Raw genomic sequence first — 12,545 nt, 5'->3', positions numbered from 1 at the left:
GATGAAAAGAATATTATTGATCTCCGCTTTTTTATCGGCAAGCCTGTTCTTTGCCCAAAAAGTAAAAATTTATGAGACCCCCGGCTACTCTATCAATGTCCCTGAAGGCTGGAGATCCACCGACGACAGCGGCATTGTAAATGTTTTCCCGGCCAATGAAATCGGGGCAATTACTATTTCGGAATACCATGATCTGGACCTTCCAAAGGCAGAGATGAAAAAATTTATCCTGGCTCTTTATAAATCTCAGGATCCGGAAAACAAAATAAAAGAAAACAAAGGCAAAAAAGGATACACAGAATATTTTTACGAATATTTTGATGAAAAAGAAAAAACGTTCTGGATCACCAAGGCTTTTCAGAAGAATAAAGATCTATATCTGATCTCTATCAACTGTGGCCAGAAATTCTGGAACGGAAATTATATGAGCCTTTTCAACGAAACTTTCAACAGCTTTAAAATAAAGAAATAAAAATTAAATATGAAGAAAACAGCCTTATACGATAAACACGTTTCTTTGGGCGCTAAAATCGTACCTTTTGCAGGTTTTGAAATGCCTGTACAATATTCTGGTGTAACGGAAGAACATTTTGCAGTAAGAGAAAAGGCAGGATTGTTTGACGTTTCCCACATGGGACAGTTTTTCATTGAAGGACCCGGATCCAAAGACCTTTTACAGTTTGTAACAACAAACAATGTAGATGCTCTGGAAAACGGAAAAGCTCAGTACTCTTGCCTTCCTAACGAAAACGGCGGAATCGTGGATGATCTTATCGTTTACAAAATGGAGGATGACAAATACTTTGTGGTGGTCAACGCATCAAATATTGACAAGGACTGGAATCATATATCAAAATACAACACTTTTGGAGCTAAAATGACCAATGCTTCTGATGAGATGTCTTTATTGGCTGTTCAGGGTCCGAAAGCTACAGAAATCCTTCAGAAACTTACAGAAACCAATCTTTCCGAGATTCCTTACTATCATTTTGCAGTAGGAAGCGTTGACGGAGTGAAAAATGTTATTATTTCGAACACAGGGTATACCGGAAGCGGAGGTTTTGAGATCTATTTCAAAAACGAAAATGCAGAACAGCTTTGGGATGCCATCATCAAAGCAGGAGAAGCAGAAGGAATTATTCCTGCCGGACTTGCCGCGAGAGATACCTTAAGACTTGAAAAAGGTTTCTGCCTTTACGGAAACGATATTGACGATACTACCTCTCCTATTGAAGCAGGTTTAGGATGGATCACCAAATTCGATAAAGATTTTGTTTCCAAAGATACATTTGCCAAGCAAAAAGAAGAAGGCGTTACAAGAAAATTAGTAGGTTTTGAGCTTCAGGATAAAGGAGTTCCAAGACATGACTATCCTGTAGTGGATGCAGAAGGAAACGTAATCGGGAAAGTAACATCCGGAACACAGTCTCCAATGAAAAAGATCGGTTTAGGACTGGCTTATGTAGACAAGCCTCATTTCAAACTGGGTTCTGAAATATTTATTCAGGTAAGAAACAAGAACATTCCTGCAAAAGTGGTGAAAGCTCCTTTCGTATAATGGTCCAAAAAAATATTAAAAAAACAGGCTGTAAAATTACAGCCTGTTTTTTTATTGCACACAGCAAATAGTTCTTTTGGGGTTACAGACGTCATTTAATCATAGCCTGTAATTTTAAAATAAATCATTACTTAGGAACATGCTGAAAGCAGTAATCATTTCCGATTCGGGTATAATGTTTGCACCTTGTTCCTGCTTTTGTTGTGCCCAGACATTGGTTTCCTTTATTTGTCCCGTTTACTTTTTTAGATCCGGAAGCAATTCCATATATGGCAGCCCTTGGAGGATTACAAATTTTGCAGGGTTGCAGCCCGGTTTCCAACGCATCTCTTACTTCAAGGCCTGAGGAAACATTTTTTACCATTCTGCATGATGATAAATGATATTTCGTTCCTGAAGGTGTTCTATAAACTGTTTGTCCATAGAAACTTAAAGAAGTAAAAAGCAATATGGAAATCAAATATTTCATTCATTCACTCCAAAGAATTCTTGTAAAGCCTCTACATTTTTCTTGTCATTACCCACAAAAATTTCATTGTCGGTAAGAAAAACAGGACGTTTTAAAAATGTATAATGATCAAGCAGCAGTTCTTTAAAATCCTTTTCTCCAAGGGATTTCACATCCAGTCCTCTTAATTTGATCTGAGTAGATTTTTTACTGAACAGAGCTTCATATGACTTTGTTTTTTTATGCATGGCAGCCAGCTCTTCTTTGGTAACAGGCTCTTTTTTGATTTCCCGGAGTTCCCAGTCTGTAAGGTCAAACTGTGCCAAAATCTTTCTGCAGGTATCGCATGTATTGAGATAAAATACTTTCTTCATTGTTACTTTTAAATCTGTTATTATTAAATTTCCTTCTTCATTGAAGTTTTGTCTTTCAAAAGTAGGATTTAATCCAAAATTCTGGAAATTATTAAATAACTTTATTCAAATTTTATAAAGATGCAGAACAAACCTATTACTTTTCAGTTTATTTCAGAGCCTTCGGATGTGAATTATGGAGGAAATGTACATGGAGGAAGCGTTATGAAATGGATTGATCAGGCAGGTTATGCCTGTGCAACAACATGGAGCGGCAACTATTCTGTAACCGTTTATGTGGGAGGTATCCGTTTCTATGAGCCGATTAAGATCGGTGAAGTGGTAAAAGTGGATGCTCAGGTCATTTATACCGGGAAATCCAGCATGCATATTTCCATCAATGTTTTTTCAAGAAACCTTAAGCAGCCTACTTTTGATAAGAAAACACACTGTATTATTGTATTTGTGGCGGTAGATGAAAACGGTAAGAAGCTTCCGGTCCCGACCTGGGTTCCTGAAACGGAAGAGGAAAAACAGCAGGAAGAGTATGCAAAAAGACTGATGAACCTGAGAACACAGATTGAGGATGAAATGAAGCCTTTTTTATAGCCAATGTACAGAAAAGATTTCATCAGACTTTCTTCCCTGGGACTTCTGGGTTTATATTCCTGTGGGATTTCTAAACCGGGGAGTAAAAAGCCTCTGGCCATACAGCTTTACACCATCCGGGATGCTGTTTCGGATAACCTTGAAAAAGCTCTGGAAAAACTGGCAGCTTTAGGTTTCACAGAATTGGAAATCTATGGATATAACGGGACATTCTTCGGAAAAAGCAGAACCGAGTTTCAATCTATTCTTAAGCAGAACGGCCTGAAAGTTCTCAGTTCGCACCATACAACAGGATTGATGCATAAAGATCCGGGCACTTTATTGTATAATTGGGAAAAATCTGTAGAAGACCTGCATTTTATCGGCTCGGAATATATGGTCTGCTCCTATCTATTTCCTGAAGAAAGAACCGCAGAGCATTATAAAAAGCTTCCTGAATTATTTGAAAAATCCGGTGAAATTACCCGGAAAGCAGGAATTCAGTTTGCCTATCACAACCATGATTTTGAGTTTGAAAAATTTGAAGCCGATAAAAATATCTATGATTTTATTTTAAACAATACTTCATCAGACCTCGTAAAAATGGAGCTGGATTTATACTGGATTTCAAAGGCAGGACTTGATCCGTTGGATTATTTTGAAAAGTATCCCGGGCGTTTTCCCCTGTGGCATGTAAAAGATATGGAAGCCGGAACAAAAGATTTTGCTGAAGTCGGGAACGGAACCATCAATTTTAAAAGAATTTTTGAAGCCAGAGAAAAAGCAGGTCTCAAATACTGGTTTTTAGAACAGGATTCAAGTAATAAGGATATTTTCGAAAGCATTGCCATCAGCAAAAAATATATTCTCGATCATTCTTATTTTAAATAAACTCCTATCGAAGATTGCCCATCATGAAAAAAATTTCATCCCTCATTTGTTTGCTGATCATAGTTTCTTTAAGCTCTCAAACTCATAGGTTCGTTTATGAACTTCAATTAAAAATGGACTCCACTGAATCTGATTATCAAAAGTTTAACATGAATCTTGATATCAATTCCAAAGAAGTGAAATTCTACGGACGCAATCTTCTGATCGCAGATTCCCTGAACAAAAAATTCGGGAATATGGATAACAGGCATGTGGATATGACGGGACAGATTGTCAAAAGAAAGATCAATACTTTTGATAATGAGAACTTTATCAACATTAAATTCGGGTATTATTCTTTTAAAACCACAGATAAAATCAACTGGAATATTTCCAGTGAAACCAAACAGGTTCAGCAATATACCTTGCAAAAAGCAACGGCAACATTCGGCGGAAGAAACTGGACTGCTTGGTTTAATAAAGATATTCCTTTCAATGAAGGTCCCTTTAAGTTTTCCGGACTTCCGGGATTAGTTTTTGAAATATCCGATTCCAAAAAGAATTTCATCTATCAACTTATAAAAAGCCAGGAACTCCCGGACCTCTATCCTACCGGTGATTTTCTGGAATCTAATTTCGGAAACAAAGCCATTCCTGTAAACGAAAAGCAAAAACAAAAACTTCTGCTGGAGTTTTATAATGATCCTTTTTCATTTGAAAGAACCAATTTCAGCAAATCCGCAAACAGCAATTTAAATATCAACATCGGAGGAAAAGAAATACATTCTATTGATGAGCTGAATGCACAGGTAAAAAGTATGCAGGATATTATAAGAAAATATAATAACCCGGTTGAAATTGATAAAGCCGTTCATTATAAAAATTAAATCATTTTAAAATAATAACTATATTTGCCTCATAAAAGGAAATGGTGCTCTTCCTTACCCAACCGCTTTACAGAAGCTGATGACGCCTGATTAAGAGATTATTAACCAATAACTTATCAGGATTATTATGTCAGAAAATCAAAGAACAATACGCAGAAAAACAACTTTTCATACCCGGTTTTTCTTCAGGAAATATCCGGCATTCCCGTATATTTTAAAATGGCTGTGCATCAGTATCATCATCGGAGCATTGGCAGGCACTGCTTCTGCAGGGTTCCTTACATCTCTGGAATGGGCGACCAACTTTAGGGAAAATCATCTATGGCTGATTGCTTTGCTTCCTGCTGCCGGGTTTCTTATCGGACTTTTATACCATCATTTCGGAAAAGATGTGGAAGCTGGAAATAATCTGCTCATCAGCAATATCCATGACCCGAAAGAGATTATTCCATTTAAAATGGCCCCTTTTGTCTACCTGGGAACTATAGTCACTCATCTTTTCGGGGGTTCGGCAGGCCGTGAAGGTACAGCGCTCCAAATGGCAGGAGCTATTGCTGACCAGCTCAGCAAGCCTTTTAAGCTTGATAAAGAGGAAAGAAAAACATTGCTGATCGCGGCGGTTGCGGCCGGTTTCGGGTCGGTTTTCGGTACACCGCTGGCCGGTGCAGTTTTTGGACTTGAGGTTTTCCTGATCGGCAGGATACGTTACAATGCTATTTTTCCGGCATTTGCCTCAGCAGTTTTTGCAAATCTGGTTACCAGTCTCTGGAATGTAAAACATACCCACTATCACATAGATCTAGTTCCTAAATTAGAATTTTTACCTGTTTTATACAGTGTTCTGGCAGGAATTATTTTTGGGATCTGCGCGGCATCTTTCAGCAGAATTCTTCACTGGATGGGTTCCGTTTTGAAATCCAACATAAAATATCCACCACTTCGTCCGGTGATTGGCGGAATTATCATTGCGGTTGCCGTTTTTGTAATGGGAACAACCCGATATATCGGACTTGGTATTCCTGTGATCCTGGAGTCGTTTGAAAAACAGCTTCCCTTCTATGATTTTGCCTTAAAAATGATCTTTACCATTGTAACCCTTTCGGCAGGATTCAAGGGCGGCGAAGTCACTCCTTTATTTTTCATTGGGGCGACGCTCGGCAGCGCATTATCACTATTCATTCCTTTGCCATTCGGATTGCTTGCAGGAATGGGCTTTGTTGCTGTATTTGCTGGAGCCACCAATACGCCGCTCGCCTGTATGCTGATGGGCATTGAACTGTTCGGAACGGAAAGCGGGGTTTATATAGCTATTGCCTGTGTAGTTTCTTATCTCCTTTCCGGCCACAACAGCATTTATACAAAGCAAAGGATAGGAGAAGCAAAAAACAGAAGGTATGAAAGCGACCGGGACAGGTCTGTTTCGGATTTGTAACGGGGTACGAGTTTCGTGTTCTGGGTTTCGTGTTTCGGGTTACAAGGTGAGAAATATAGGTTCGGGATTTGGATGATGTGATTCAGTTTGAGATTAGAAAGTTTTAGAGTTTAAATAAAATACCAATTAAAATTTATCACATATATTTCTACTTAATCCTAATAGTTGTACCTTTTTAACCCGAAACCCAGAACTCGAAACTCGTAAACCATAAGCTACCACAATGTTTGACTACAGATTAAAAGTTTTTCATACAGCCGCCACCAGACTGAGTTTTACAAAAGCCTCTGAAGAACTTCACATTTCCCAGCCGGCAGTCACCAAGCATATTAAAGAAATTGAAAACCAACTGGGTACCAAACTGTTTGACAGGAAAGGAACTTCTGTACAGCTTACGCAAAGCGGAAAAATTTTGTACGAGTATGCAGAAAAGATCCGCAACATCTACCGTGACCTTGAATTTGAGATCAGCCAAGTGAATGAGCAGCATAAAGGAAAACTGATAATTGGAGCCAGCACCAGTGTTGCCCAGTATATTTTACCCGAAATTCTGGCCAAATTCAACTCTTATTACAAGGATATTAAAATTGAACTGATAACGCATAATACTGAAATTGTTTCCGAACTTCTGAAAGAGGGAAAAATTGACCTCGGAATTATTGAAGGCGAATCCCAGTCTTCTTTTTTCGATTATAAGATTTTCAGACCTGATGAAATCGTTCTCACGGCAAAAGCAGATCATGCGCTAGCGAATAAAACTTTAGCTCTGAAAGATCTTTATCATTTAAATCTGATCTTCCGCGAACAGGGTTCCGGTACGCAGGAATTTATCCAGAACCGTCTGAAGGAAAAAGGAATTAATATTGAAGATTTGAATACCATAATGCAGCTGGGAAGCAGCGAAAGCATTAAAAACTATCTTTTACATTCGGATTGCATGGCATTCCTGTCGATCAGCACCATTCTGAATGAACTGAAAAACAATACCCTAACCATCGTGGATATTAAAAACTTCAGCATTGAAAGAAATTTCCACTTTATTCTTCCCAAAGGAGATCAGTCTGAAATGATTAAGCTTTTCCTGAGGTTTGTGAGAAGTTAGGTCGCAGATAGTAGTCTGAAATTTACAAATGGTAAAATTCTTCATTTTATCACCTCCCCCATGTAACGCGAGAAATATAACCAAAAGTTATCCACCATAATAAAATACAATTTACTTTGTAATACTAATTTCCGGAATTTTGGAGTCTGATTTAAAACTTATTTATGAAAGACTTCATCCAAAATGAAACGATCCGAAAAATTATTTTTGTTATACTAGCTGTGGTATGCCTTACTCCATTCATATCTTCTCCAATAGCACTGCTTCTGGGCTTTGGCCTTGCTGTGCTCGTAGGAAATCCGTTTGAGCAACATCTTCACAAATATATTCATCTGCTGCTTCAGATTTCCATTGTAGGATTGGGTTTCGGACTTAAGCTAGATGAAGCATTGCAGGCAGGGAAAACCGGGTTCTTTTTAACGGTTGCAAGTATTGTAACGGTGATGATTCTCGGATATGTTTTAGGAAAAGTATTCAAACTTGAGAAAAAACTCGCTTATCTGATTTCGGCCGGAACCGCGATTTGCGGCGGAAGTGCCATTGCTGCCGTCTCTCCTATCATAAAGCCCGGTACAAAGGAAATTTCTTTAGGATTAGCCATTATTTTTACCCTGAATTCTATAGCCCTGTTTGTTTATCCGGCTATTGGACATCTGTTGCAGCTTTCACAGGAACAGTTCGGGCTGTGGTGCGCAGTTGGAATCCACGATACCAGTTCTGTGGTTGGGGCTGCCGGAAAGTACGGAAATGAGGCTTTAAAGATCGCTACAACCGTAAAATTAGCCCGCGCTTTATGGATCATCCCGGTTTCTGTGATCACTATGTTTATTTTTAAAAATAAAGAATCTAAGATTAAAATTCCATGGTTTATCGGCTGGTTTGTCCTGGCTATTTTAATGAATACCTATTTTCCTGTTTTTGATAGCTTCAGCAGTTCTGTAACGACGCTGGCCAAATCCGGATTAAATCTTACATTATTCTTTATTGGGACTACTCTTTCTGTTCAAACTTTAAAAACAATAGGGATCAAACCGCTGGCTGTAGCTGTTATTTTATGGATTACAATAAGTGCAGGAAGCCTTTTTTATATTATCAGTTAAGATTATTTTTAAGCTTATTCAAAGACAAAAACCTTTTGGAAGATCCAAAAGGCTTTTGCGTATTAAATGTGGAAATGTTTATTTCTTACTGAAATAAATCTTAAAACCGGCTTAATCAAGACAGTTATAAACCTGCGGGCATGCTATATACTGTACACAGTAATATGGTCCTGTAACGGAACCTGAGCAGCTGCATCCGCATTTAGATAAGTCAACAGGTCCGCTTACGCCTCCTGTAATGTTTTTAAGATCTTCTTTTTTTAGCTTTTTAGCATTTTTCATGTGATTTGATTTAGAGATTAAACAATATAGTTTAGTTACTTTTCAAAGTTAAACAAATATTAATTATTCGCAACATAATTAATTAAAATTTTAATAACACCTTGATTTAACTACTTTTATTATATTATAAACGTAAAACACAATCATAATATTTCTTAAACAGTTTTAATTATTCTGTAAATTCCAGATCTTTATCGTGGGTCTCCGAGATGGTAAGGGAAGAATAAAAGGCCAGCCCAAAAACGATAATTCCCACAATTGCCGCACTTATAATGACCGTGAAATTATTTTTTAACAGATCAAATGCCAGAATCATAACGGGAACAAGCCCTCTTACCATATTGGGTACTGTAGTAGTGGCCGTATTCCTGATATTGGTTCCGAATTGCTCTGCCGCCAGGGTTACGAACATGGCCCAATAACCGGTCCCCAGCCCCAGCCATACGCAGAAAATATAATATTTTGTTTCTGAATCGGTATTTCCGAACAGCATGATTGCCACTCCTATTATGGTAAAGAGCAGCATGTAAAAAATGGCCATTTTACGGGATTTAAGAGCATGGGAAATAAAACCGCTCATCAAATCACCGACAGAAATGCCTACATAAGCCCACATAATGGCTTTCCCGGGGTTGAGATCCCTGATTCCCAATTCAGGGGCAAATTGGTTGGCTAAAACAGCCAGAATGCCTATACAATACCATGTAGGCAATCCTACTGCTATACATTTAAGATATCTCACGAGGCGTTCTTTATTGGTAAAGAAGGAAAGAAAATTCCCTTTGGAGACACTTTTATGCTCCAGATTTTTATAAATTCCGGATTCTGAAACACTTACCCTGAGAATCAGCAGCATGATTCCCATAACTCCGCCGATGATGTAGGAGATATTCCACCCACCGGCCAGTTCTACGGTAAGTTGTGCCACAACAGCTCCCATCAGTCCGAAACCTGCCACAACAGATGTCCCGATGGCTCTGAGATTCTTCGGCAGGCTTTCGGAAACGAGGGTAATTCCGGCTCCAAGCTCTCCGGCCAGCCCTATCCCTGCGATAAACCTTAATCCCGCGTATTGGTACACCAGATGCTCTTTTGGAAAATAAGGCAAAAATCCACAGGCAATATTGGCTAAGGAATATACTAAGATGGAACCGAAGAGTACAGATAATCTTCCTTTTTTATCTCCAAAAATTCCCCAGAAAACACCGCCGATAAGAAGGCCTACCATCTGGCAGTTAAGAATAAAGGTTCCATCGGTATCAGGATTCAGGCCTAAAGCCTTCAGGCTCGGAATTCTTACGATCCCGAATAAAAGGAGGTCATAAATGTCTACGAAATAGCCCAGGGCTGAAATAATAACGGGGATTGAAAAGATGTACTTCAGTTTTGAAGACAAGGATAGTTCTTGCATTTTTAAGTTTTGATAAAAATAAAAAACCTTTCAATTTCTTGAAAGGTTTTTATTAAATATCTTATTTGTTTCCATGTATTACCATCAAATCAATCTGTCAAAACATTATCAATATTACTTTGCATTATTTGAAGAATCAATTTTTCTTAAATAATCTTCTAATGGATACAAATCCATGGATTTTCTTCTAGAATTTACATTTGCAGAATCAATAAGGTTTTCTATAAAGGCTGTTCCGTTTTCTCTTATTGAATATTGTGTTCCGTAGATTTGTTTTCTATTATTTAATAATTCAACTCTATCAATGAGGTATGCTGCTTGTCCTTTTTCAGCGTTCCCTTTTTTAGCAGCTTCTTTTAATATAGGTAGATATTTTTCCATTGTTTCCAGTCTATAAGCATGTTGAATTACTAAGAACAAAGCTAAATTAGCATCGTGCCCAATCTTATTTTCTCCTAACCATCCTAAACTGTCAATAATTTTAGTTACTATTTCTAAGTTTTCTTTATCCAATGATCCCTGTTTTTGCCAATCAATAATAGCTTTCTGCCTATACTTCTGATCATTTTCTAAAACCTTTTCCAAAGTTTTTCTTACTTCAGAATATGAATCTTTTTTTTCTGCTTTCTTACATTCAAAAAAAACAAGAATCAGCAAAATGTATTTTAGTTTTGTTTTCATTACTAAACATGATTATAACAAAACTAGGAAAAAAACATTTATCTTCAATGGTTGGGCCAGAACTTCATCAAGATAAACAATTGAATAACAAATATTTAATTAATATAAGTTGTCAAAAAAGTTACTATCAAAGATTCATAAAATAAAAAACCTTTCAATTTCTTGAAAGGTTTTTATTAAATATCTTGATCGTGTTATTATCTTGCAATATTCACGGCTCTTGTTTCTCTGATTACCGTTACTTTTACCTGCCCCGGATAAGTCAGTTCATTCTGGATCTTTTCAGAGATGTCATAAGACAGCTGATTGGCTACCTCATCATTTACTTTCCCGCTTTCTACCATTACCCTCAGCTCTCTACCGGCCTGGATTGCATATGCGCTTGATACTCCGTCGAAGCTTAATGCTGCAGATTCAAGGTCTTTCAGTCTCTGGATGTATGATTCAAGTACCTGTCTTCTTGCTCCCGGTCTTGCTCCTGAGATCGCATCGGCTACCTGGATGATCGGTGATAATAATGACTTCATTTCAATTTCGTCGTGGTGAGCTCCGATGGCATTAACCACTTCTGCATTTTCACCATATTTTTCAGCCCACTGCATTCCTAATAAAGCGTGAGGAAGTTCTGATTCCTGCTCAGGAACTTTACCGATATCATGTAAAAGTCCTGCTCTTTTAGCTAGCTTTACATTAAGTCCTAATTCAGCGGCCATTGTCGCGGCAATATTCGCAACTTCTCTTGAATGCTGTAAAAGGTTCTGTCCGTAAGAAGAACGGTACTTCATTCTACCTACAATTTTGATCAGTTCAGGGTGCAGTCCGTGGATTCCAAGATCAATGATAGTTCTTTTTCCTACTTCAATGATCTCTTCTTCGATCTGTTTTCTTGTCTTTTCTACTACTTCTTCAATTCTTGCCGGGTGGATTCTTCCATCGGTTACCAGTCTGTGAAGGGATAATCTTGCAATTTCTCTTCTCACCGGGTCAAAACATGAAAGAAGGATCGCTTCAGGGGTATCATCAACAATGATTTCTACTCCGGTCACCGCTTCTAAAGCACGGATATTTCTACCTTCTCTACCAATGATTCTTCCTTTTACCTCATCAGATTCAATATTGAAAACAGATACTGAGTTTTCGATAGCCTGTTCTGTTCCGATTCTCTGGATGGTCTGGATAACGATTTTTCTTGCTTCGTTTTTAGCATTAAGCTGCGCTTCTTCCATGATCCCCTGAACGTGTGCCTGGGCTCTTGTTTTTGCTTCTGCCTTCATGGTTTCCACCAATTCTGCTTTTGCTTCTTCTGCCGTATAGTTAGCAATTTTCTCCAGGATTTCTACTTTTTTGGCGGTAGCTACATCCAGCTCCTGCTGCTTTCTTTCTAAGATTTCGTTTTTCTTAGCGTAATCTGCAATCTGCTTGTCAAGGTCTTTTTCAAGTTTTCCGGTCTTGCTAAGCTCGTCATTAAGCTTGTGTTCCTTGTCTTTGATTCTTTTTTCGATCTCCTGCATTTTTTTCTCACGGGACTGGATGTCCGCATCATGCTGAGATTTCAGTTCCAAAAATTTTTCTTTGGCCTGCAGATTCTTTTCTTTCTTTATGGATTCAGCTTGAACATTTGCTTTTTCTATAAGGTTTTCGGCATTTTTCTTTGCATCATCTACAATAAATTTTGCTTTGGTATTGAGTGAGCTCTTAGAGAAAAGAATCCCTATCACTGCACCTACAACTAAGCAAATAATGCCGACTATAATGGCTGTTGTCATAATATATATTGAGTTTTAATTGTCTTACACTTATCTAAATAAAAAAAACCTACAACAATTCAGGGAT

Annotated in this window: 14 protein-coding genes and 1 riboswitch; of the genes, 8 read left to right on the top strand and 6 right to left on the bottom strand. The window is 38.0% G+C overall.

Annotated features, from left to right (window positions below):
* The first annotated feature begins 1 nt into the window (after nt 1).
* Both BUB03_RS14170 and gcvT read left to right on the top strand, forming a co-directional pair.
* On the top strand, nt 2-472 hold the full coding sequence (locus BUB03_RS14170) for a hypothetical protein (protein WP_228417890.1): 471 nt from the start codon (nt 2-4) through the stop codon (nt 470-472).
* Nucleotides 473-481: 9 nt separating this feature from the next.
* Nucleotides 482-1,558, top strand: coding sequence for a glycine cleavage system aminomethyltransferase GcvT (gcvT, locus tag BUB03_RS14165; protein ID WP_073064258.1), 1,077 nt, complete (start codon nt 482-484; stop codon nt 1,556-1,558).
* Between the two features lie 127 nt (nt 1,559-1,685).
* Here the strand turns inward: gcvT and BUB03_RS14160 are convergent, their stop codons facing one another.
* Both BUB03_RS14160 and BUB03_RS14155 read right to left on the bottom strand, forming a co-directional pair.
* Nucleotides 1,686-2,027 (bottom strand): hypothetical protein, encoded by a 342-nt coding sequence (locus tag BUB03_RS14160; protein WP_073064256.1) that lies wholly within the window; start codon nt 2,025-2,027, stop codon nt 1,686-1,688.
* Nucleotides 2,024-2,380, bottom strand: a complete 357-nt coding sequence (locus BUB03_RS14155; protein ID WP_073064254.1) for an arsenate reductase family protein — start codon at nt 2,378-2,380, stop codon at nt 2,024-2,026. Before BUB03_RS14155 ends, BUB03_RS14160 begins: the two co-directional genes overlap by 4 nt.
* 120 nt (nt 2,381-2,500) lie before the next feature.
* Between BUB03_RS14155 and BUB03_RS14150 the strand changes: the two genes are divergently transcribed.
* The 6 genes from BUB03_RS14150 (at nt 2,501) to BUB03_RS14125 (ending at nt 8,338) form a co-directional block, all read left to right on the top strand.
* Nucleotides 2,501-2,968, top strand: a complete 468-nt coding sequence (locus BUB03_RS14150; RefSeq protein WP_040996070.1) for an acyl-CoA thioesterase — start codon at nt 2,501-2,503, stop codon at nt 2,966-2,968.
* Nucleotides 2,969-2,971: 3 nt separating this feature from the next.
* Nucleotides 2,972-3,838, top strand: a complete 867-nt coding sequence (locus BUB03_RS14145) for a sugar phosphate isomerase/epimerase family protein (protein WP_073064252.1) — start codon at nt 2,972-2,974, stop codon at nt 3,836-3,838.
* A gap of 23 nt (nt 3,839-3,861) precedes the next feature.
* Nucleotides 3,862-4,704, top strand: a complete 843-nt coding sequence (locus BUB03_RS14140; protein ID WP_073064250.1) for a GLPGLI family protein — start codon at nt 3,862-3,864, stop codon at nt 4,702-4,704.
* A 28-nt stretch (nt 4,705-4,732) separates the two neighbouring features.
* A riboswitch (Fluoride riboswitch) is annotated at nt 4,733-4,800 on the top strand.
* A 31-nt stretch (nt 4,801-4,831) separates the two neighbouring features.
* On the top strand, nt 4,832-6,136 hold the full coding sequence (locus BUB03_RS14135) for a voltage-gated chloride channel family protein (RefSeq protein ID WP_083538932.1): 1,305 nt from the start codon (nt 4,832-4,834) through the stop codon (nt 6,134-6,136).
* A gap of 223 nt (nt 6,137-6,359) precedes the next feature.
* Complete coding sequence (locus tag BUB03_RS14130) at nt 6,360-7,238, top strand: LysR family transcriptional regulator (RefSeq protein WP_073064249.1); 879 nt, start codon at nt 6,360-6,362, stop codon at nt 7,236-7,238.
* A gap of 164 nt (nt 7,239-7,402) precedes the next feature.
* Nucleotides 7,403-8,338: a YeiH family protein gene (locus BUB03_RS14125; RefSeq protein ID WP_073064246.1), complete on the top strand. Its 936-nt coding sequence runs from the start codon at nt 7,403-7,405 to the stop codon at nt 8,336-8,338.
* Nucleotides 8,339-8,449: 111 nt separating this feature from the next.
* On the opposite strand, the gene BUB03_RS21915 is transcribed toward BUB03_RS14125, so the two are convergent.
* From BUB03_RS21915 to rny, 4 genes are all read right to left on the bottom strand, one after another.
* The gene (locus tag BUB03_RS21915; RefSeq protein ID WP_175547508.1) at nt 8,450-8,620 is read right to left on the bottom strand and encodes a hypothetical protein; all 171 of its coding nucleotides are present in this window, start codon (nt 8,618-8,620) and stop codon (nt 8,450-8,452) included.
* A gap of 169 nt (nt 8,621-8,789) precedes the next feature.
* The gene (locus BUB03_RS14120) at nt 8,790-10,031 is read right to left on the bottom strand and encodes an MFS transporter (protein WP_073064236.1); all 1,242 of its coding nucleotides are present in this window, start codon (nt 10,029-10,031) and stop codon (nt 8,790-8,792) included.
* Nucleotides 10,032-10,145: 114 nt separating this feature from the next.
* Complete coding sequence (locus tag BUB03_RS14115; RefSeq protein WP_052352619.1) at nt 10,146-10,712, bottom strand: DUF6624 domain-containing protein; 567 nt, start codon at nt 10,710-10,712, stop codon at nt 10,146-10,148.
* 197 nt (nt 10,713-10,909) lie between these two features.
* Nucleotides 10,910-12,478: a ribonuclease Y gene (gene rny / locus BUB03_RS14110; protein ID WP_073064233.1), complete on the bottom strand. Its 1,569-nt coding sequence runs from the start codon at nt 12,476-12,478 to the stop codon at nt 10,910-10,912.
* Nucleotides 12,479-12,545 lie beyond the last annotated feature (67 nt).

The sequence above is a fragment of the Chryseobacterium oranimense genome, from assembly GCF_900129755.1.
Classification (GTDB): Bacteria; Bacteroidota; Bacteroidia; order Flavobacteriales; family Weeksellaceae; genus Chryseobacterium; species Chryseobacterium oranimense.
The sequence above is the reverse complement of the archived record's forward strand: the minus strand, read 5'-3'. Positions and strand labels throughout refer to the sequence as shown.

Bases quoted from the DNA above. Each gene is read 5' to 3' on its own strand.
- rny (WP_073064233.1), bottom strand. From the start codon at position 12,478: ATGACAACAGCCATTATAGTCGGCATTATTTGCTTAGTTGTAGGTGCA.
- BUB03_RS14135 (WP_083538932.1), top strand. From the start codon at position 4,832: ATGTCAGAAAATCAAAGAACAATACGCAGAAAAACAACTTTTCATACC.
- BUB03_RS14115 (WP_052352619.1), bottom strand. From the start codon at position 10,712: ATGAAAACAAAACTAAAATACATTTTGCTGATTCTTGTTTTTTTTGAA.
- BUB03_RS14160 (WP_073064256.1), bottom strand. From the start codon at position 2,027: ATGAAATATTTGATTTCCATATTGCTTTTTACTTCTTTAAGTTTCTAT.
- BUB03_RS14140 (WP_073064250.1), top strand. From the start codon at position 3,862: ATGAAAAAAATTTCATCCCTCATTTGTTTGCTGATCATAGTTTCTTTA.
- BUB03_RS14130 (WP_073064249.1), top strand. From the start codon at position 6,360: ATGTTTGACTACAGATTAAAAGTTTTTCATACAGCCGCCACCAGACTG.
- BUB03_RS14170 (WP_228417890.1), top strand. From the start codon at position 2: ATGAAAAGAATATTATTGATCTCCGCTTTTTTATCGGCAAGCCTGTTC.
- gcvT (WP_073064258.1), top strand. From the start codon at position 482: ATGAAGAAAACAGCCTTATACGATAAACACGTTTCTTTGGGCGCTAAA.
- BUB03_RS21915 (WP_175547508.1), bottom strand. From the start codon at position 8,620: ATGAAAAATGCTAAAAAGCTAAAAAAAGAAGATCTTAAAAACATTACA.
- BUB03_RS14145 (WP_073064252.1), top strand. From the start codon at position 2,972: ATGTACAGAAAAGATTTCATCAGACTTTCTTCCCTGGGACTTCTGGGT.
- BUB03_RS14120 (WP_073064236.1), bottom strand. From the start codon at position 10,031: ATGCAAGAACTATCCTTGTCTTCAAAACTGAAGTACATCTTTTCAATC.
- BUB03_RS14125 (WP_073064246.1), top strand. From the start codon at position 7,403: ATGAAAGACTTCATCCAAAATGAAACGATCCGAAAAATTATTTTTGTT.
- BUB03_RS14155 (WP_073064254.1), bottom strand. From the start codon at position 2,380: ATGAAGAAAGTATTTTATCTCAATACATGCGATACCTGCAGAAAGATT.
- BUB03_RS14150 (WP_040996070.1), top strand. From the start codon at position 2,501: ATGCAGAACAAACCTATTACTTTTCAGTTTATTTCAGAGCCTTCGGAT.